The following is an 18337-nucleotide window of genomic DNA, read 5'->3' on the forward strand; positions in this document are numbered from 1 at the left end:
GTTGCTGTGCGCGGCCCGCCCCGCAATCGGTAGGTTGGCTGGGTGCAAAGTGTCTTGACCGATCGTGAGCTGCTGGAAAAGCTCGCGGACGAGGTGGAAGAGAATCTGCGGCGGCATATCGCGCAGGCCGACGGCTGGCAGCCGCACGACTATGTGCCCTGGGACGACGGGCGCAACTTCGCCTTCCTCGGCGGAAACGACTGGGAGCCGGACCAGTCCGAGCTCGGTGAGGTTGCCGAACTGGCGCTCACCGTCAGCGTGCTGATCGCCGATAATCTGCCCTCGTATCACCGCGAGGTCGGGAAGTACCTGCGCATCGGCCCGTGGTGGCGGTGGGTCGGCCGCTGGACGGCCGAGGAGAACCGGCACGAGATCATGATCCGCAACTACCTCATGGTGACCCGGTCGGTGGATCCGGTGGAGTTGGAGCGGATGCGCATGGCGCATATGACGGCCGGATTCCGCCGCCCGGCCATGCATTTGGTGGATATGCTGGCCGCCTGCGCCTTCGAGGAGGTCGCGGCCGCGGTGCGCCACCGCAATACCGCGGCACTGGGCGAGAATCCGATCGTCACCGCGATCGCGGAGCGGCTGGCCGCCGACGACGAACTGCAGTCGGTGATGTTCGCCAATCTGGTCGCTGCCGCGCTGGATCTGGTCCCGGATCAGGCCGTGCGGGCCATCGCCGACCGCATCGCCGACTTCCGTGTCCCCGAGGTCACCCTGGCCGACGGCCGCAACAGCACCGCGGTGCTGGCCGAGGCGGGCATCTACGACCCGGCCCGCGAGGGCGAACTGGTCTTCACGCCCCTGCTCGAACGCTGGAACATCTTCTCCCGCACCGACTTCGGTGAAGCGGGCGAACTGGCCCGCGCCGAACTGTCCCACCTGCGCCCCTGACCCCCGCCGCCTCTCGCATACCTGCCGGGGCTCGCTGATCACATACCCGCCGGGGCTCGCCGATCGCATACCCGCCGGGGCTCGCCGATCGCATACCCGCCGCATCCCCCCTAGGGGTGCGGCGGGTCACCGACGCAGGGTGCGCCAGATTCCGACGGCGGTGCTGCGCAGGAAGTTCTCCCACGAGAAGTGGTCGTGCCACAGGGTGATGCGGCCGTCGACGAGTTCGAGGGTGCCGCACACCCAGAAGCCGATCTCGACCGGACCCATCCGCAGGTAGTCGGTGCGTTCGGTGAGCACCGTCTGTCCTTCGGCGGCGGGATGGCGCTCGGATTCGGCCGCGATGTGGTGCATGACGGCCCGGAACCCGAACGACTTTCGGCTCAGTAGGCGCAACACCGCCCCGACCCGCTCGCTGCCGCGCACATCCGGCAGCGAGGTGTTCTTCCAGACGATGCCCGGATCGAGGAGATCGATCGCCTCGTCCACCGCGCGCATCTCCAGCGCGGTGAAGAACTCCCGTACGGTCGTGACCGCATCCTGCTGTAATTCCGGTGTCTCCTCCATGTCCCGACTGTAAGCGCGCCGACCGTCCACCGGGCGGTGTTCCGTTTCGTTTCGCGGCTGCGCAGGCCCCGCGGATCAGCCGGTGCGCTGGGCGGTGAGGGCGGCCAAGCCGTCGAGGACGCGGTCGATGCCGAAGTGCAGGGCGTCGTCCTGCCCGCCGCCGGCGGATTCGGCCAGCGCCGCGACGGTGTGGGGGTACCGGTCGGCCCGGCCTGCCAGCGCTTCGCCGACTTGACGGGCCAATTCGGCCTCCGTCTCGGGGCCTGCCGACCCTGCCGACTGCTGGGCGAGATTGCGGGCGTGACCGGCCAGCAGCACCGCCGCGTCGAGCCGTTCGGGACCGGACAGCCGGGTCTGGGCCAGCGCCGCCAAGGCCGCCTCGGTCCAGGCGACCTCGTTGGGGCCGAACGGGCGCGCCCCGATGGCGACCTCGAGGGCCCACGGGTGCTGTCGCATCCGCTCGAACAGCTGCACCGTCCACCGCCGCAACTGTGCCCGCCACGGTTCCTCGTCCGAATCGTCTTGTCCGGCAGGGGCTTGCGGTGGCGCGCCCATCGCGGTGTCCAACATCAAAGCCGTCAGTTCCGCCTTACCCGGCACGTAGCGGTACAGCGCCATCTTCGCGCAGCCCACCTGCTCCGCCAGTCGCTGCATCGACAAATTCGCCAGCCCCTCGGCGTCGGCGAGTTCGATCGCCGCGGTGACGATCCGCTCCAGCGACAGTGACGGTTTGGGACCGCGCCGGGGACGGTGCTGGCCGCCCCACAGCAGCTCGAGGGTGGTTGGTGCCGACATGATGCCCATCCTTCCCAAGAACCACTTGACGGCCAAACTGCGTCCACAATACGCTAATAAGAGTCCGATAGACGCAGTTAGAAAAGCGGAGCTCACCATGCGTAACCCGACCGTTCTCATCTCCGGTGCCAGCATTGCCGGTCCCGCCCTGGCCTACTGGTTGCACCGGTACGGCTTCGCCGTCACGGTGGTCGAGAAGGCGCCCGCGCTGCGGCCCGGCGGCCAGGCGGTGGACTTCAAGGGCAAGACCCACCTGACCGTGCTCGAGCGCATGGGCATCCTCGACGAGGTCTATCGCCGTCAGACCGAGCGGACAGATCTGGCGTACGTGGATTCCGCGGGTCGCGAAAAGGCCGTCATGACCGGTGAATTCCTCGGTGGTGACGTGGAGATCCTGCGCGGTGCTCTGGCCGAGCTCATGTACGAGCGCACCGCCGCCGACTGCGAATATCTGTTCGGCGACTTCATCACCGCACTCGCCGACACCGAATCCGGGGTGCGCGTCGAGTTCGAGCGCGCGCCCGCTCGCACCTTCGATCTCGTCGTCGGTTGTGACGGCATCCACTCCGGGGTGCGTCGCCTGGCCTTCGGGCCGGAGCGGGATCATGTCCGCCACCTGGGTTACTACTACTGCGTGGCGGGTGCGCCCGGCTGGGGACACGATCCCCAGCGGCGGACGCGCAACAGGGCCAAAGCCTGGCATGCGCCCGGACTGCTGGCCATCGAGGGTGGGTCGAAGGCGTCGCAGATGTACATGTTCGCCTCGCCCGCATTGGATTACGACCGCCGCGACGTCGCCGCGCAGCGCCGCATCATTGCCGAGCGGTTCGCGGGGATGGGTGGTCGGGTCCCGGCCATGCTGGCGGAACTGAACGACCTTCCGGACCTCTACTTCGACTCGGTCGACCGGGTCTGCCTGCCGGGCTACACCATGGGCCGCGTCGCCCTGGTCGGCGATTCCGCCTACGGCAATACCCTGGGCGGCCTCGGCACCGGGATGGCGGTGGTCGGCGCCTACGTGCTGGCGGGTGAATTGGCCGCGGCCGACGGCGATCACACGGTCGCCTATGCCCGCTACGACGAGATCATGCGCCGGTACGCCAAGATGGCGGGCAAAGCGAATGGCGGTCGTTTCCTGGCCCCCCGGACCGCGTGGGGTATTCGGGTGCGCAACTGGTTCGTCCGCTCACGGGCATTCGGTCTCATGCTGAAAATTCAAGACGGCGCGACCAACGATATCGACCTGCGGGACTACCCGGGCCTGGTCGACCGCCGGAGCCGAGGGACTTCTCCGGCATTGTGACCGCGCGTGGGTATGGCGACTCCTGCCGCCATACCCACCGACCGCATTGTTCAAAGGATGATCCCGAAGGCGGCCGCCAGGGCGGTAACCCCGACGCCGAGAAGGGCCACGAGGCCAGAGGCGAGTGCAGCCAACATTGTTCTTTCCTTTCTCGAAGCATCCGCCATATGCGGACATTCAGTTAATCGGTGGCTACCGGTGATGCGTTTCACAGCCCACCGGGCGAGAAAGGGAAAGTGTCCTCTGACCTGGAGTACTGCTGGAAGTTACTTCTTCGGGTCGTCGACTTTCGTCATGGACAGGACGTCGAGGCGGCGATCCAGCTCCTTCTCGGACAACTGGTCGCCGAGCAGGCCGCGATCGATGACCGTCTGCCGGATTGTCTTCTTCTCCTTCAGCGCTTGCTTCGCCACCGCGGCGGCCTCCTCGTAACCGATCGCCGAATTCAGCGGCGTGACGATCGACGGCGAGGATTCGGCCAGGCGGCGCAGCCGCTCCACATCGGCGATGAGCCCCTCGATACATTTGTCCGCGAACAGCCGGGAGACATTGGCCAGCAGGCGGATCGACTCCAGCACATTGCGTGCCATCATCGGAATGTAGACATTCAATTCGAAGGCGCCGTTACCGCCGCCCCAGGCAATAGCCGCATCATTGCCGATCACCTGGGCCGCCACCTGCGTGACCGCCTCGGGCAGCACCGGATTCACCTTGCCCGGCATGATCGACGAACCCGGCTGCAGATCCGGCAGCTGAATTTCGGCCAGACCGGTCAGCGGGCCCGAGCCCATCCAGCGAATATCATTGGCAATCTTGGTCAACGAGATCGCGACCGTGCGCAGCGCGCCCGATACCTCGACCAGACCGTCGCGGGCGGCCTGCGCCTCGAAATGGTCACGCGCCTCGGACAATTCGTCCAGGCCGGTCGTCTTGCGCAGCTCGGTGACCACCTTCGCGCCGAAACCGTCGGGGGCGTTGAGCCCCGTCCCGACGGCGGTGCCGCCGATCGGCAATTCACCCAGCCGCGGCAGCGTGGCGATCAGCCGCTCGATTCCGGAGGCGACCTGACGGGTGTAGCCGCCGAACTCCTGGCCCAGCGTCACCGGCACGGCGTCCATCAGATGGGTGCGGCCGGATTTCACCACCGTGCGCCACTCGGTCGACTTGTCCAGCAGGCGCAGGCGCAGATGCTCCAGGGCCGGGATCAGATCCTTCACGATCGCCTCGGTCGCGGCCAGGTGGGTGGCGGTCGGGAAGGTGTCGTTGGACGACTGCGACATGTTCACGTCGTCATTGGGATGAACCGTCACCCCGTGGGTGGCCGCCAGGCTGGCGATCACCTCGTTGGCATTCATATTGGAGCTGGTGCCGGATCCGGTCTGGAAGACATCGATCGGGAACTGGTCGTCGTGGCGACCGTCGGCGATCTCGTTCGCGGCGGCGACGATGGCGTCGGCCTTCGCGGGATCGAGCAGGCCCAGATCCCGGTTCACCGTGGCGCAGGCGGCCTTCAGCAGGCCCAGCGCGCGAATCTGGGCACGCTCGAGACCGCGCCCGCTGATCGGGAAATTCTCCACCGCGCGCTGGGTCTGCGCCCGCCACAGCGCATTCACCGGAACCCGGACCTCGCCCATGGTGTCGTGTTCGATGCGGTACTGAGTCTGCTCGGTCATACCCCGACCATATGCCCGCGCATAGCCGAAGTGGGCAGCCACACCTGAGGGCTTCCGCACACGGCGGGCGGGAATAGCGACGCCGCCCCCGCCCTCCGGCGTTCCGGCATGGTGTCGGCCGGAATGGTCAGCGGTGGGTCACGAGGAGAACAGCATCTTGCCGAAGCCGCGGCGGCGGTGGTGACCGTGACCGTAGTGCGGCGTGCCCCACGTGGGCCCCGGTACCGGCGGCGGGGGAGCGAAGTTGGCTCCGAAGCTGGTCAGCGCCTCGAGCTCACCGTAATCGAGAAAGATGCCGCGGCAGTTGGTGCACTGTTCGATCTGCACCCCGCTGCGGTTGTGGGTTTGCATGTAACCGTGACATTTCGGGCATTGCATGGGACGGGATTCCCCTGTTCTCGCGATGCATACGCAGGGATCGTCGTATGCGTCACCCACCATACGTGAGGGTAGCCATCCGTCGGCAGGAGTCGATCAACGCAATGTCGAATTCGTCGAGACCCTGCTCGGCCTTCGCCACCGCCAGGGCCGCGGCCTGCACGACCAGCGCCCGCGCCGGGACGTCCAGCACCTCCCACGCGTCGCCCCCCAGCGGCACCGCCGGACCGCCGCGGCGGCGATAGGCGCCCAGGAAGCGTTCCCACGCATCGGGTTCGAGAATTCCCGCGGCGAAGAAGGCGGCGGGCCGGGCCAGATCCCAGACCGGCTCACCCATTCCCAGATCGTCCACATCGACCAGCCGCCAAGGGTTTTCGCCCTCGGGGAGGCTTATCAGCTGGCCTAGATGAAAGTCGCCGTGCACCAGGGTTTTCGGCGCCGCGGTGAGGTCGGGCAGCGTCTCGTACGCCCGCCACACCACCGCGGTGGCGGACGGATGGGTCTGCGGTGCGGCGCGCAGCCGTGCCAGTGCTCGCCGTACGCGGGCCGGGCCACCGGCCTCCGGTATCGCGTCGTCCGGTCGCCCGGCATCAATGCGGCCCGGCCGTATCGCCACCGAATGCAGTTGTGCCAGCAGGGCGGCCGCCTGTTCCCACGGTGCGGCATCCGGATCGTCGGGGTCCACGGGTCGGCCGTATGGCCATACGGTGACGAGCCGCCCCGCGCACCGGTGAAACAGGTGGCCGCCGACGGCGATGGGCGCCATCAGGATTCGCCGCAGCCGGGAGTCGGCGGCAAGCGTCAGCCGCGACCGCAGCGCCGCCTCGTCGGTATCGGCAGGATGCGCCTTGACCACGATCTCGCCCACCCGGACCACCGCGGCGTCGGCCCGCTCGGACAACGATTCGGGCTCGCCGTTACCACCGGCCTCCCGCCCCAGCCGCACCAGCGCGGCGCCCAGCTCACCGTCGAACATCACCGGGGCCCCTGCACCGGCCGCCCGAGGGGCGACCGGTGCAGGGATTCGAAAAGGCTCCCGCCCTGGTTTCGCTGTCCCGGGTACGCCGTTCTCGGTTCCCGCGCATGCCGTCCTCTTATCCCCCTGCATGCCATCCTCTTGGCTCCCGGCATGCCGGAACTCGTTTTCCGGCGTGCCGATTCCTCGTTCCCCGGCGTGCCAATCCCTCGTTCCCCGGCGTGCCGATTCTTCGTTCCCGGCGTGCCAATCCCTCGTTCTCCGGCGTGCCGATCCCTCGTTCCCCGGCGTGCTTTTCGCCGGGGTCAGGGGAGGGGTGGGACTGCGTGTTCGTCGCCGACGAAATCGACCGAGGAGTATTCGCGGAGTTTGGTCAGGCGGTGGTAGGAGTCGATCATGCGGACCGTGCCGGACTTGGAGCGCATGACGATCGACTGGGTGTAGGCGCCGCCGCCGTAGTAGCGCACGCCCTTCAGCAGTTCGCCGTCGGTGACGCCGGTGGCGCTGAAGAAGACGTTCTCGCCGGAGACCAGGTCCTCGGTGGTGAGGATGCGGTCCAGGTCGTGACCGGCGTCGATGGCCTTCTGCTTCTCCTCGTCGTCCTTCGGGGCGAGCTTGCCCTGCAGCGAGCCGCCCAGGCAGCGCATGGCGGCCGCGGCGATGATGCCTTCGGGGGTGCCGCCGATGCCGATCAGCACGTCGGTGCCCGACTCGGGGCGGGCGCACGCGATGGCGCCGGCCACGTCACCGTCGGAGATCAACCGGATGCGGGCGCCCGCGTCGCGGACCTCCTGGATGTGGCGGGCGTGGCGGGGGCGGTCGAGGATGCAGACGGTCAGGTCGGAGACCGAGGAATTCTTGGCCTTGGCGACCCGGCGCAGGTTCTCCGCGATCGGGACGGACAGGTCGATGACGTCGGCGGCCTCCGGGCCGACCGCGATCTTCTCCATGTAGAACACCGCCGACGGGTCGAACATCGCGCCCCGCTCGGCCACCGCCAGCACCGCGATGGCACCGGGCGAACCCTTCGACATCAGGGTGGTGCCGTCGATCGGGTCGACGGCGAAATCGACCTCCGGACCGGTGCCGTCACCCACGAGCTCGCCGTTGTAGAGCATCGGCGCCTCGTCCTTCTCGCCCTCGCCGATGACGACGATGCCGCGCATCGATACCGAGGCCACGAGCTGGCGCATCGCGTCCACCGCGGCACCGTCACCGCCCTCCTTGTCCCCCCGGCCCACCCAGCGCCCCGCGGCCATCGCGCCGGCCTCGGTGACCCGGACCAGCTCCATCGCGAGGTTGCGGTCCGGAGCCTCCCGGCGGCTGGATGCGGGCTTGGATGCCGTCATGGCGATGCCTCCTCAGGTCGTCTACTGCTGGGTGAATTGTCTCAGAATGCTTTGCTCTCCTAATCAGGTACTGCCGTTCCAATTCCGTATGGGGGCGTGCCCCTACTCACAAGTGTCCCCGTCTTCGCGCGCCAGGGCGCACGAAGACGGGGAATGCGGGCAGTGCCGGGCGCTCCAGCGAACCTCCACGACCGCGGCCCTTGTTTATCGTCCTGACGGCGGCGTTCCTCGTTTCCCGTCTCAGCGCGCCCCAGCGCGCTGAGACGGGGATCTCGCGTGGATACTGATTGGCGTGTCTCAGAAGCCGCGGATCATGAACGACTACCGGGATCTGTTCTGGTCTCTGATTCCTCTGGTGCTGATCTGCGTGGTGTTCGCCGCGCTCGCCAGTCAGTGCAGTCTGTCGACCAGCGGGCCGACGCAGGGCAAGATCCCGAACTTCGATCTCTCCGCGGCCCTGAAGGACGACGCGCGCACGCTGCCGTTCCCGATCCGGGAGCCCAGCCTGCCCGCGGACTGGAAACCCAACTCCGGCAGTCGCGACACCGTGACCGGACACGGCGGGGGAGCGGTCAGCACGGTCGGCTTCATCACCCCGCAGGGCACCTACATGCAGCTGACCCAGTCCAACGCCACCATGGACGCCCTGGCCAACCATGTGGAGAACACCCGCTCACCCAGCGGCACCCAGAAGGTCGGCGACCGCACCTGGACGGTCTTCCACGTCCAGGGCACCGAACCGGCCTGGATCACCGACTTCGGCCCGGTTCGCGTCCTGATCAAGGGCGCAGGCAACCAGGGCGCCTACACGACCCTCGCGGCCGCAGTAGCTACCGCCCCTCCCCTCCAGCCCTGATTCGGGCCGAAGGCAGCCGCCGGAACGACGAGGTCGCGATTCCGGCCAAAAGAGTGCCGGAACCGCGAGGCGGCACATACGGTTGATCGGTGGATCGCGCGGACTTCGGTTGGCTCGAGGAAACATTGGGACAACCCGTCAGCGGTGTGGCGCCCGCCGAGTGGGGGTCCCAGAACCGCACCGACACGGTGACCCTCCGCGACCGCACCCGGGTGGTGGTGCAGCGCTTCCGCCGTCGCGCCGATGCCGAGCGCGGCGTGCGAGTACTGCAGGCACTGCGAGAACCCGCCGCCCACAAGCGGATCCCTATACCGCAGATCCGCCGCTTCGACCTCGACGCCGACCCGCCCTGGATCGTGTTCGAGGCACTCCCCGGCGTCCCCGTTCCCGCGAGCACCGAGGTGGGCCCGACCACCTCTCGCTTTCCCGCCCTGGCCCGTGCCGCGGGCCGACTGCTCGCCTCATTCTCCGAACTGCACTGCCCCGACCTGGAACTCGACGATGTCTGGGCCCGGCCGCGCTACCTGGCCGCGCGCGCCGACGCCTGGGCCGAATGCCTCGCACCCGGATTGACCGCCGCGCAGAGCGCCGCCCTCGAGGCCGTCCTGGACGATCTGCCCGACCTGTTCGAGGGGCGCCCGGTCGTACTCGCGCACGGCGATTTCGCGCCGGTGAACCTCCTCGTGGACGGCGGCATCATCACCGGCCTGGTCGATGTCGAATCGGTGCGCCTGGCCGACCCGCTCTTCGACGCCGCCTGGTGGGAGTGGTCGGTGAGTTTCGCCGGTCCCGAGGTGCCGCCCGCCGCCTGGCCGCAGTTCCTCACCGGCGCGGGTATGGACCCGTCGGATCCGGTTCTCATCCGGCGCATTCGATACCTGCAAGTGGTGCGCATGCTCGAAATGCTCGCCGAACACGAGCTGGCCCCGGACATCTGGCGCGCCGTGCACGATCGGCTGGTGCGCACCATCGCGTGACGGACGTGCCGGGCGGCGGATCTATGTCGCGAGTGCGTGCATGCGCAGGAATCCGTCGACGACATTGCGGACGTAGTCGGCCGTGACTTCCCGGTCGCCCAGCAGCCGCCGATAGAACAGCGGCCCCGCGAGCTGCCCGACGGCCAGATCCTCGTCGATATCGGTGTCCAGCTCGCCACGATCGGTCGCGGCGGTCAATATCTCGCGCAGGCGGGCCGACCCGGCGATGTACAGATGCTCCTTGGCCCTCGTGAACGCCGGATCGACACCGGATCGCTCGATGAACGTGCGCATCGCGCGTTCGCTGGCGGGCTGATGCAGCAGCGTCCGCAGGCTCTCGAGCAGGGCGATGAGGTCTGCTCGCAGTTCCCCGGTGGGCTCCGGCGCGGCGTTCACGACCAGTTCGCTGACGGCGTCCTGCAGCATCGCGGTGGTATCGGGCCAGTGCCGGTACAGCGTCGTGCGCCCGACACCGCTGCGGGCGGCCACCGCGGCGTGGGTCACGCCGGGCAGGCCCTGTTCGACGAGCAGTTCGCGCACGGCTCTCAGCGCGGCGGCGCGGCTGCGCACCGTTCGCGGGTCGGGACCGCGTTCGGTGAGCCCGCGGGCGCTCGGGCGGGGCATGAATCTCCGTTTCGGCTCGGATACTCGCGTGGCGGTTCGGTCTCCACCCGTCAGTGTGCCATCGGGTTTCGGAGCATCTTGCACCACAGTCTCATTATGGTGCAGTATGTTCCATAGATACGGAACAGTTTGTTCCGAACTTCTGTCCCGAAGCGGATTCGACCGGACCCGAAAGGCCTTCCCGTGGCGACAACCACCCAGCCGACCCTCGACCTGACGATGATGTACGCCGCGCACGACGCCTTCCGCCGTGACGTGCGCCGGATGTCGTCGACCACCGATCCGGCCGTCCTGTGCGATCGGTGGCGCACGTTCAGCGAGTACCTGACCGTCCATCACACCGCCGAGGACGAGGTGCTGTGGCCGGTGTTGCGAGCGAAGGTCATCGACGGCGCCGAGCTGGAACTGCTCGATGCCATGGAAGAAGAGCACGCCGCACTCGACCCGATCATGACCGCGATCACCGAAGCCGTCGGTGCGCAACGGCTCTCGGAGGCGCATGCGCTGCTGAAGGATCTCGAGCCGGTGCTGTGCGCACACCTCGACCACGAGGAACGCGCCGCGCTGCCGCTCATCGAACAGGTGCTGACACCGGACGAATGGGCCACCTTCGGGAAGGCGCAGCGCCGGCAGGTCGGTGCCGCGACATTCCTGCCCTGGCTGCTCGATGCGGCCGCCGAACCCCGGCGGCACGCGGTTCTCGGTGTCCTGCCACCGCCGGTCCGGCTGCTGTACCGCCTGGTCTGGAATCCCCGCTACCAGCGGCGCACCGCCCGCCGCTGAGCGCCCTCGCCTCGCCCTCTCGGATTCAGCAAGGAGTTGTGCAATGACCCTCGGCCCCACGACGGCCCCGCCGGACGGGACGGAAATCCGGTCGCATGTTTCGGCCTGGGCGATCCTGGCCTTCCTCTGTATCGGCCAGTTCATGGTCTTCACCGACGTATCGATCGTGAACCTCGCGCTGCCGTCGATCCAGCGCGATCTCGGCATGTCCGAGGTCAGCCTGAACTACATCGTCACCGCCTACGGCACCGTGCTCGGCGGATTCCTGCTGCTGAGCGAGCGTATCGCCGATCGGTACGGTCGCCGCCGGGTGCTGCGGGCCGGATTCGTCGTCTTCGCCCTGGCGTCGCTGACATCGGGGCTCGCGGTGAACGCGGCCATGCTCATCGTGTCGCGCGGATTCCAGGGCCTCGGGGCATCGCTCATCGCTCCGGCCGCCCTGTCGCTGCTGACCGACACCTTTCCCGAAGGGCCGCAACACAATAAGGCGCTCGGCATGTGGGGATCGCTGGCCGGCATCGCCTCGATCGCCGGGGTGATCCTCGGCGGCCTGCTCTCCGACGGGCCGGGCTGGGAGTGGATCTTCTGGATCAACGTGCCGCACGGGTCCTGATCGGTCGGCTGCTGGTCAGCGATGGCTCACGACGTTGACGATCGTGCCGTCCGGATCGCGAACGAAGAAGCGCCGCACGCCCCACGGCTCGTCCCGCAGGGTGTAGACGATCTCGGCGCCCGACTCGGCCATGGTCGCGTGCACGGCATCGACGTCGTCGACCTCGACACTCATATCCGGTTGCGGCTCATCGGCATTCGCGTCGAAGAGGATTACCTGGGCGGTCGGATTCGACGGCGAGGCCAGGGTGACCACCCAGCCGAGATCCATGACCTCCTCGAAACCCAGCCGCCGATAGAAGTCGCGGGCCCGCTCCATATCGGCGGTCCGATGGTCGGGCACCACGCGGCGAATGGTCACTGCTGCTCCCCGGCGTCGCGGCGAGACAGCGCGTCCTCCACGCGCTTGCGAGCCCCGGCGAGATGTTCCTCGCAGCGGTTGGCCAGGGCCTCGCCGCGCTCCCACAGCGCCAGCGAATCATCGAGATCCATACCGCCCTGCTCCAGCATCTTCACGACGTTGACCAGTTCGTCGCGGGCGCGTTCGTAGCCGAAGGTCGCGATCTCGGCGAGGTCATCGTCGGTCATCGTGGGACTCCTTCCCCGAAGCTCGCTCGGTGGGTGTGGTCGAGGATTCGCTGCCGAGGGCGGCGGCGGTGACCGCGCCGTCGGCGACCCGGATGCGCAGCTGGCTGCCGGGCGGTGCATCGGCCACGGTGCGGATCACGTGCCGCTCCTTGCCCGAAACCCGTTGCACCACCGCATAACCGCGGGCAAGGGTGGCGGCCGGGCCGACGGCGGTCAGCTTCTCGCGCAGGTGACGGGTGGCGGTGGACTGGGTGGTGAGGCAGTGGTCGACGGCACGACGGGCGGCGATTCGCAGCCGTTCCACCTCCTCGTGCCGCTGCTCCAGCCCGCGCAGCGGGTCGGCCAGCACGGGTCGGGAGCGCAGCTGCTCCAGGGCGCGCGCCTCGCGATCGACCCAACCCCGCAGCGCCGCGGCCGACCGATCCCGCAACTCGCCGATCAGCGCCAGTTCGGCGGCGGCGTCGGGGACGATGCGCTTGGCGGCGTCGGTGGGTGTGGCCGCGCGCAGGTCGGCGACGTAATCGGAGATCGGGTTGTCCGGCTCGTGCCCGATCGCGCTGACGATCGGGGTCGTCGCGGTCACGATCGCCCGGCACAGCGTCTCGTCGGAGAACGGCAGCAGGTCCTCGACGCTGCCGCCGCCACGGGCCAGCACGATGACCTCCACATCCGGATGCCGGTCCAGTTCGGCCAGCGCGTCCAGAATCTGCGGCACCGCCGTCGGGCCCTGCACCGCGGTGTTGCGGACCTCGAACCGGACCGCGGGCCAGCGCTGCCGGGCGACGGTCAGCACGTCATGTTCGGCCGCGCTCGCCCGGCCGGTGATCAGCCCGATCGTCTTGGGCAGGAACGGAATTGGGCGCTTGAGCCGGGGATCGAACAAGCCCTCGGCGGCCAGCAGGGCCTTCAACCGCTCGATCCGGGCCAGCAGTTCGCCGATGCCGACGGGACGGATCTCGGTGACTCGCAAGGAAATCGTTCCGCGGCCGGTGAAATAGGAGAGTTTGCCGAACACCACGACCCGGCTGCCCTCCTGCAGGGGCACCGCGGAGTTGCGGATCAGTTCCGATTCACACGTCACCGACAGCGACATGTCGGCGGCCGGATCGCGCAGCACCAGAAAGGCCGTCCGCGCACCCGGCCGCACATTGATCTGGGTGATCTGACCCTCCACCCAGATGCTGCCCAGCCGGTCGATCCACTGCGCCACCTTGATGGCGATGCTGCGCACCGGCCACGGATGCTCGGCCGAATTGGCGGGTCTGCCGCCGGTGTTTCCCGCAGCTCCACCTGCCGTATTTCCCGCAGCGCTACCTCCCGTATTTCCCGCCGCATCTGCGGTCGGGACGGCCGCCGCGCCGGGCGCATCGGCCCGGCCGGCCGGTGTCTGCGAACGGGGGTCGGTCACTTCGCCTGCACGGTGGCGATCCGGTTGGTCAACATCGTCACGAACGGGGCGCGGTCGCGGGTCTGCAGCTCGTACTCGAGCAGGGCGGCGAGATCGTCGAGGCTGAGCACGCGCAGGCGGGCACGCAGCTGGGCCAGCGTCATATTCGCGTAGTCGTAACGCTTGGCCACCTCGGGCACGACGACGGTCCCGGCACTGCGGCCGTTGGTGGAAGCTTTTGCGGCGGCCGGGGTTTCGGTGCCGGGTTCCGGCTCGGCGATCGCCTCGGTTTCGGCGGCGGGCTTCGGCTCCGGTGCGGTTTCGGCGACGGGCTCGGGTTCGATGATCGGTTCGGGTTCGGAATACAGATCGAAGCGGCTCGCCCGAACCGGTTCCGGGCCTATGCCGACGGTTTGCTCGGGGGCGATATCCTCATCGAAAGTCGCCCACTCCGGCTGCTCGACGGGGCGGTTGGCCAGGCGGTCGAAAACGGCGTCGCCCTTGAGCGCCAGGCTGGTCACGAACTGCTGTGCATGCATCGTCGTTTGCAACAGCTGGCTGATGGCGGTGATCGGGAAATTCATTGCGGCCGTGGGTAGCCGACGAGTTTCCTCAATGACATAGACGGCGGCCCCGGCGGCGACGCGGGCAATAAAAGGCGGTCGAAACATGGTCATAGGCTAGGCTCATCCGCCTCTCCGCGTCTTCAGGCCGTACAAGCCGAGTGCCAGTCGGCTTGGTCACAGGTCCTGCGTTGGGTGCATGGCTGGGTTCTGGGCGTACCCGGCGAGTTACCCATGTACTCGCGATATCAGTCGTTGCGGCCCCGACCGAGAATGGTTGCCGCTCCCGCGAGGATATCGAAGATGTCTCGGGAGGGTCGCACGCTCCCGGTGGTGGGTCTGCCCCGCGCACGTAAGCTGGGGGCCATGTCGTCGGCTATCCCCTTGAACGTCGGAATCGCGCGGTCGGCCGGGTCGGATGTGACCGGGGCCACCAAGCGGGTGCTGCTTGCCGAGCCGCGGGGCTACTGCGCCGGTGTCGATCGGGCGGTGGAGACCGTGGAGCGGACGCTGGACAAGCACGGTGCGCCGGTCTATGTCCGCAAGGAGATCGTGCACAACCGGCATGTGGTGGAGACCCTGCGCGAGCGTGGCGTGGTGTTCGTCGACGATACCGACGAGGTTCCGGAGGGTGCCGTCGTGGTCTTCTCCGCCCACGGGGTGTCTCCGGCGGTGCACGAGGCGGCCGCGGCCCGCAACCTGCACGCCATCGACGCCACCTGTCCGCTGGTGACCAAGGTGCACCAGGAGGCCAAGCGGTTCGCCCGCGACGATTACGACATCCTGCTCATCGGCCACGAGGGCCACGAGGAGGTGGAGGGCACCGCCGGCGAGGCGCCCGAGCACGTACAGCTGGTCGACGGTCCGGACGCGGTGGACGGTGTGTCCGTGCGCGACGAGAACAAGGTCATCTGGCTGTCGCAGACCACCCTGTCGGTCGACGAGACCATGGAGACCGTGCAGCGGCTGCGCCAGAAGTTCCCGAACCTGCAGGATCCGCCGAGCGACGACATCTGCTACGCCACCCAGAACCGCCAGACCGCGGTCAAGGCGATGGCCCCCGAATGCGATCTGGTGATCGTGGTCGGCTCCCGCAACTCCTCGAACTCCAAGCGCCTGGTCGAGGTCGCCCTCGGTGCCGGGGCCCGCGCCTCCTACCTGGTCGACTTCGCCCGCGAGGTGGATCCCGCCTGGTTCTCCGGCGTCCGGACCATCGGCGTCACCTCCGGCGCCTCGGTCCCCGAAATCCTCGTCCGCGGCGTCCTGGACCTCCTCGCCGACCACGGCTACGCCGACGTCCAGCCGGTCACCACAGCCAACGAAACCCTCGTCTTCGCCCTCCCCCGCGAACTCCGCCCCGCCCGCAGCTGACCCCCGCATACCCCGTCTTCGCACGCCTGGGGGCGTGCGAAGACGGGGATGTGTGCGTCGGCGGCTCGGAAGGGTGTGTGGCGTCGGCGACTCGGAAGGTTGTGTGGCGTCGGCGGCCCGGAAGGTTGTGTGGCCTCGGCGGCCCGGAAGGTTGTGTGCCCTCGGCGGCGCGAAAGGCTGTCTGCCTCGGCGGCCCGAAGGAATGTGCGGGCCTGACGACGTGAAGCGACGCGGGCCCGACGACGTGAAGCGACGCGCGGGCGCTGTAGCGCGAGTGTGGTAGCGCACGGGCAAAGCGTAAGTCCGGTAGTGCTGGCTGCCGCAGGGGTCGTTCGGGATGTGGTGCTGGGCGACTTCGTTGTGGGCGGGGTGAATTCGTGGGGCGTAACGGGGTTCGGGGGTGGGGCGATGGTCGGGTGTGGGACAAGGCAGGGCGTCGGTGGGGTGAGCCGGCGTCGAGATGCGCCGTCGCGTGGGGTGGGTGAGCGTGGCGGTGAGTCCGGGTGTGGGAGTGAGGGGTTCACCCGGCGCGGCGTACCGCCCGGCGGGCAGTGCCGGTGCGGTGCGTCAGCGCTCGATACGGCCCGCGTCGCGTTCGCGGTAGCGGACGTTCGGGCGCGGATGCGGGGGGACGTCGCCGCTGTATTGGGTCCGGCTGCGGCGCGGGGGCGGATCGCCCGCCGCGGCGCGTTCGGAGGCGCGGGGATATGCGGGGGAGACTCGCGGCGAGCGTTCGGCGGCCCGTCCGGTGGTGCGCCGCGTGGTCCGCGGCGTCGCGTCCGGGTCGGACTTGGATGATCCGGAAGCCTCGGAGCGGGGACGGCGACGCGGGGTATCGCCGGTGGCCGAGGAGCGGCTGCGGCGGGCACGGTTGGCCGCGGACGGCCGCGGCCCCCACGAATCACCCTTGCGGAAGCGTGCACCGGCCGGGCCCGAACCGGGCTCGCGGCGGTGCAGCACCACCCGGATGCCGCCGATGATCAGCACCAGCACGGTCGCGACGGCCATCGTCGGAAAGCGGTTCACCAGCGGGATGGCCAGATTCAGCAGGATGTCCTTCACCGAGGTCGAACTGCGGCCGATCAGTTGTTGATAGGCCAGGGGAACCGAGACGAACAGCAATAACGGCGGCGTCACCATGGCGGTGAACAGGCCGCGATAGCGCACCACGAGCGCCGCCAGCACACATCCCAGGATGTAGCACGCGGCGAACACATGGGTCAGCTCCTTGCCGCTGTTGCCGGCATCGATGAAGAACCCGATGAACGTGCACGCCACCGCGATCAGTACCGCCGCACCGGCCGGGACGCCGGGCACCGTCGGCATGATCGATCGGTGCGATGCGGGCACCTCGGATCGGTCGCGTTGGGTAGCTGCCACGTAAAGCACACTATCGGTCTCGGCCGAACCGTGTGTCGAGGCCGTGCGGAAGGGCAGGTCAGTCGCTGGTGTCGGTATCGGCGACGGCACGCGGCCACGCCTCCACGGGGCGGATCGTCGGCACCTCCCGATCCCCGATCTCGAGATCGTGCAGTCGGCGTGCGGTCACCATCACACGCGACTCCACCGCGGCCACGGTGTGGTTGAAGGCTTCGACGGCTTTGCCCAGCTGAGAGCCCAGCCGATCCAGATGGCGCCCGGTCGTACTCAGCCGCGCATACAACTCCCGACCCAATTGCTGAATCGTTGCCACATCGCGGGACAAGGCCTCCTGCCGCCAGCCGTAGGCGACCGTGCGCAGCAATGCGATCAGCGTCGTCGGCGTTGCGAGGATCACGTTGCGGCCGAATCCGTACTCCAGCAAACCGGTGTCCGCGGTCAGGGCGGCATCGAGGAACGGATCACCGGGGACGAACAGCACCACGAATTCCGGCGTCGGATCGAATGCCGTCCAGTACGCCTTGTCGGCCAGCTGGTCGATATGCGCGCGCAGATGTTTGGCGTGCCGGGTGAGGTGCTCGGAACGCAGCCGCGGATCGCTCTCGGCACTCGCGTCCAGGTAGGCAGTCAGCGGCACCTTCGCATCGACGACGATCTGCCGCCCACCGGCCAGCCGCACCACCAGATCCGGCCGGACCCCGCCGTCGCTTCCGGATCGGCTGACCTGGGTCGCGAAATCGCAGTGCCGCGACATACCGGCCAACTCCACCACGCGTTCCAACTGAATCTCGCCCCACCGGCCGCGCACCTGCGGGGCCCGCAGCGCCGAGACCAGCTGGCCGGTCTGGGTGGACAGCTGATGCGACACCCGCTGCATGCCCGCGACCTGTTCGCGCAATCCCGAATAGGCGTTGATCCGGCTGTGCTCGACCTGCTGGATGTGCTGATTCAGCGCACCCACCGCCTCCCGCAGCGGTTCCACCAGCGACCCGATCGCGTGCGAATTGCGCCGCGCCGCATCCTCGCTCGCCGCACTCAGCGACTGCCGCAGTAATCGTTCGTTATCCCGCAGCGCCGCCAGCCGCGCCTCCGCACTCGCCGCCCGCTGTCCCGCCCGCGCGGCATGGCCCAGCCACCCCAGCCCCACCCCGGCACAAAACACCAACAGCAGCGCAAACAGCATCGGTGCGGTCATGAAAGCAGATAGTGCCCCATCCCACCGACAAGTACCGGGAGGTCGCAATCACATAGCACG

At 68.5% G+C, this 18337-nt stretch carries 20 protein-coding genes; 7 read left to right on the top strand and 13 right to left on the bottom strand.

The window, feature by feature from the left end; genetic code table 11:
• Positions 1-42: 42 nt before the first annotated feature.
• Positions 43-900 carry an acyl-ACP desaturase gene (locus IU452_RS20615; protein WP_324192720.1) on the top strand — a complete coding sequence of 286 codons (858 nt, stop codon included), beginning with the start codon at positions 43-45 and terminating at the stop codon, positions 898-900.
• Positions 901-1026: 126 nt separating this feature from the next.
• Here IU452_RS20615 and IU452_RS20620 read toward each other — a convergent pair whose 3' ends face one another.
• Both IU452_RS20620 and IU452_RS20625 read right to left on the bottom strand, forming a co-directional pair.
• Positions 1027-1467 carry a limonene-1,2-epoxide hydrolase family protein gene (locus tag IU452_RS20620; RefSeq protein WP_195110717.1) on the bottom strand — a complete coding sequence of 147 codons (441 nt, stop codon included), beginning with the start codon at positions 1465-1467 and terminating at the stop codon, positions 1027-1029.
• 75 nt (positions 1468-1542) lie between these two features.
• Positions 1543-2265: a TetR/AcrR family transcriptional regulator gene (locus tag IU452_RS20625; RefSeq protein ID WP_195110807.1), complete on the bottom strand. Its 723-nt coding sequence runs from the start codon at positions 2263-2265 to the stop codon at positions 1543-1545.
• 94 nt (positions 2266-2359) lie between these two features.
• Here IU452_RS20625 and IU452_RS20630 point away from each other — a divergent pair, with 94 nt between their 5' ends.
• Positions 2360-3565 (top strand): FAD-dependent monooxygenase, encoded by a 1206-nt coding sequence (locus tag IU452_RS20630; RefSeq protein ID WP_195110718.1) that lies wholly within the window; start codon positions 2360-2362, stop codon positions 3563-3565.
• 266 nt (positions 3566-3831) lie between these two features.
• On the opposite strand, the gene IU452_RS20635 is transcribed toward IU452_RS20630, so the two are convergent.
• The 4 genes from IU452_RS20635 to glpX all read right to left on the bottom strand — a co-directional run bounded on the left by IU452_RS20635 (position 3832) and on the right by glpX (position 7941).
• Positions 3832-5238, bottom strand: a complete 1407-nt coding sequence (locus IU452_RS20635; protein ID WP_195110719.1) for a class II fumarate hydratase — start codon at positions 5236-5238, stop codon at positions 3832-3834.
• 138 nt (positions 5239-5376) lie between these two features.
• Complete coding sequence (locus tag IU452_RS20640) at positions 5377-5679, bottom strand: zf-TFIIB domain-containing protein (protein ID WP_416382338.1); 303 nt, start codon at positions 5677-5679, stop codon at positions 5377-5379.
• Positions 5669-6592: a phosphotransferase gene (locus tag IU452_RS20645; protein ID WP_195110721.1), complete on the bottom strand. Its 924-nt coding sequence runs from the start codon at positions 6590-6592 to the stop codon at positions 5669-5671. Before IU452_RS20645 ends, IU452_RS20640 begins: the two co-directional genes overlap by 11 nt.
• A gap of 305 nt (positions 6593-6897) precedes the next feature.
• Positions 6898-7941: a class II fructose-bisphosphatase gene (gene glpX, locus IU452_RS20650; RefSeq protein ID WP_195110722.1), complete on the bottom strand. Its 1044-nt coding sequence runs from the start codon at positions 7939-7941 to the stop codon at positions 6898-6900.
• Between the two features lie 313 nt (positions 7942-8254).
• Here glpX and IU452_RS20655 point away from each other — a divergent pair, with 313 nt between their 5' ends.
• Positions 8255-8797 (top strand): DUF4245 domain-containing protein, encoded by a 543-nt coding sequence (locus IU452_RS20655; protein ID WP_195110808.1) that lies wholly within the window; start codon positions 8255-8257, stop codon positions 8795-8797.
• A gap of 89 nt (positions 8798-8886) precedes the next feature.
• Positions 8887-9774 (top strand): phosphotransferase family protein, encoded by an 888-nt coding sequence (locus IU452_RS20660; RefSeq protein ID WP_195110723.1) that lies wholly within the window; start codon positions 8887-8889, stop codon positions 9772-9774.
• Between the two features lie 21 nt (positions 9775-9795).
• Here IU452_RS20660 and IU452_RS20665 read toward each other — a convergent pair whose 3' ends face one another.
• Positions 9796-10398, bottom strand: a complete 603-nt coding sequence (locus IU452_RS20665) for a TetR/AcrR family transcriptional regulator (protein ID WP_195110724.1) — start codon at positions 10396-10398, stop codon at positions 9796-9798.
• Positions 10399-10581: 183 nt separating this feature from the next.
• Between IU452_RS20665 and IU452_RS20670 the strand changes: the two genes are divergently transcribed.
• Positions 10582-11181, top strand: coding sequence for a hemerythrin domain-containing protein (locus IU452_RS20670; protein ID WP_195110725.1), 600 nt, complete (start codon positions 10582-10584; stop codon positions 11179-11181).
• A gap of 43 nt (positions 11182-11224) precedes the next feature.
• Positions 11225-11794, top strand: coding sequence for an MFS transporter (locus IU452_RS20675; RefSeq protein WP_228818294.1), 570 nt, complete (start codon positions 11225-11227; stop codon positions 11792-11794).
• Positions 11795-11809: 15 nt separating this feature from the next.
• Here the strand turns inward: IU452_RS20675 and IU452_RS20680 are convergent, their stop codons facing one another.
• The 4 genes from IU452_RS20680 to IU452_RS20695 all read right to left on the bottom strand — a co-directional run bounded on the left by IU452_RS20680 (position 11810) and on the right by IU452_RS20695 (position 14439).
• On the bottom strand, positions 11810-12154 hold the full coding sequence (locus IU452_RS20680) for a VOC family protein (RefSeq protein WP_195110726.1): 345 nt from the start codon (positions 12152-12154) through the stop codon (positions 11810-11812).
• Positions 12151-12381: an exodeoxyribonuclease VII small subunit gene (locus IU452_RS20685; protein ID WP_195110727.1), complete on the bottom strand. Its 231-nt coding sequence runs from the start codon at positions 12379-12381 to the stop codon at positions 12151-12153. The genes IU452_RS20680 and IU452_RS20685 overlap by 4 nt, the downstream gene beginning before the upstream one ends.
• Positions 12368-13612, bottom strand: coding sequence for an exodeoxyribonuclease VII large subunit (gene xseA / locus IU452_RS20690; RefSeq protein ID WP_195110809.1), 1245 nt, complete (start codon positions 13610-13612; stop codon positions 12368-12370). Before xseA ends, IU452_RS20685 begins: the two co-directional genes overlap by 14 nt.
• A gap of 173 nt (positions 13613-13785) precedes the next feature.
• Positions 13786-14439 carry a lipid droplet-associated protein gene (locus IU452_RS20695; RefSeq protein ID WP_195110810.1) on the bottom strand — a complete coding sequence of 218 codons (654 nt, stop codon included), beginning with the start codon at positions 14437-14439 and terminating at the stop codon, positions 13786-13788.
• 258 nt (positions 14440-14697) lie between these two features.
• Between IU452_RS20695 and IU452_RS20700 the strand changes: the two genes are divergently transcribed.
• Complete coding sequence (locus tag IU452_RS20700; protein WP_195110728.1) at positions 14698-15702, top strand: 4-hydroxy-3-methylbut-2-enyl diphosphate reductase; 1005 nt, start codon at positions 14698-14700, stop codon at positions 15700-15702.
• A 567-nt stretch (positions 15703-16269) separates the two neighbouring features.
• On the opposite strand, the gene IU452_RS20705 is transcribed toward IU452_RS20700, so the two are convergent.
• A complete protein-coding gene (locus IU452_RS20705; protein WP_195110729.1) occupies positions 16270-17082 on the bottom strand; it encodes a DUF6542 domain-containing protein in 813 nt (270 codons plus the stop codon).
• Between the two features lie 58 nt (positions 17083-17140).
• Positions 17141-18277 (bottom strand): DNA recombination protein RmuC, encoded by a 1137-nt coding sequence (locus tag IU452_RS20710; protein ID WP_195110730.1) that lies wholly within the window; start codon positions 18275-18277, stop codon positions 17141-17143.
• Positions 18278-18337 lie beyond the last annotated feature (60 nt).

It is taken from the genome of Nocardia transvalensis (assembly GCF_015477765.1).
GTDB classification, from domain to species: Bacteria; Actinomycetota; Actinomycetes; order Mycobacteriales; family Mycobacteriaceae; genus Nocardia; species Nocardia transvalensis_A.

Bases quoted from the DNA above. Each gene is read 5' to 3' on its own strand.
- glpX (WP_195110722.1), bottom strand. From the start codon at position 7,941: ATGACGGCATCCAAGCCCGCATCCAGCCGCCGGGAGGCTCCGGACCGC.
- IU452_RS20675 (WP_228818294.1), top strand. From the start codon at position 11,225: ATGACCCTCGGCCCCACGACGGCCCCGCCGGACGGGACGGAAATCCGG.
- IU452_RS20630 (WP_195110718.1), top strand. From the start codon at position 2,360: ATGCGTAACCCGACCGTTCTCATCTCCGGTGCCAGCATTGCCGGTCCC.
- IU452_RS20665 (WP_195110724.1), bottom strand. From the start codon at position 10,398: ATGCCCCGCCCGAGCGCCCGCGGGCTCACCGAACGCGGTCCCGACCCG.
- IU452_RS20620 (WP_195110717.1), bottom strand. From the start codon at position 1,467: ATGGAGGAGACACCGGAATTACAGCAGGATGCGGTCACGACCGTACGG.
- IU452_RS20710 (WP_195110730.1), bottom strand. From the start codon at position 18,277: ATGACCGCACCGATGCTGTTTGCGCTGCTGTTGGTGTTTTGTGCCGGG.
- IU452_RS20695 (WP_195110810.1), bottom strand. From the start codon at position 14,439: ATGTTTCGACCGCCTTTTATTGCCCGCGTCGCCGCCGGGGCCGCCGTC.
- IU452_RS20700 (WP_195110728.1), top strand. From the start codon at position 14,698: ATGTCGTCGGCTATCCCCTTGAACGTCGGAATCGCGCGGTCGGCCGGG.
- IU452_RS20640 (WP_416382338.1), bottom strand. From the start codon at position 5,679: ATGGTGGGTGACGCATACGACGATCCCTGCGTATGCATCGCGAGAACA.
- IU452_RS20655 (WP_195110808.1), top strand. From the start codon at position 8,255: ATGAACGACTACCGGGATCTGTTCTGGTCTCTGATTCCTCTGGTGCTG.
- IU452_RS20685 (WP_195110727.1), bottom strand. From the start codon at position 12,381: ATGACCGACGATGACCTCGCCGAGATCGCGACCTTCGGCTACGAACGC.
- IU452_RS20635 (WP_195110719.1), bottom strand. From the start codon at position 5,238: ATGACCGAGCAGACTCAGTACCGCATCGAACACGACACCATGGGCGAG.
- IU452_RS20645 (WP_195110721.1), bottom strand. From the start codon at position 6,592: ATGTTCGACGGTGAGCTGGGCGCCGCGCTGGTGCGGCTGGGGCGGGAG.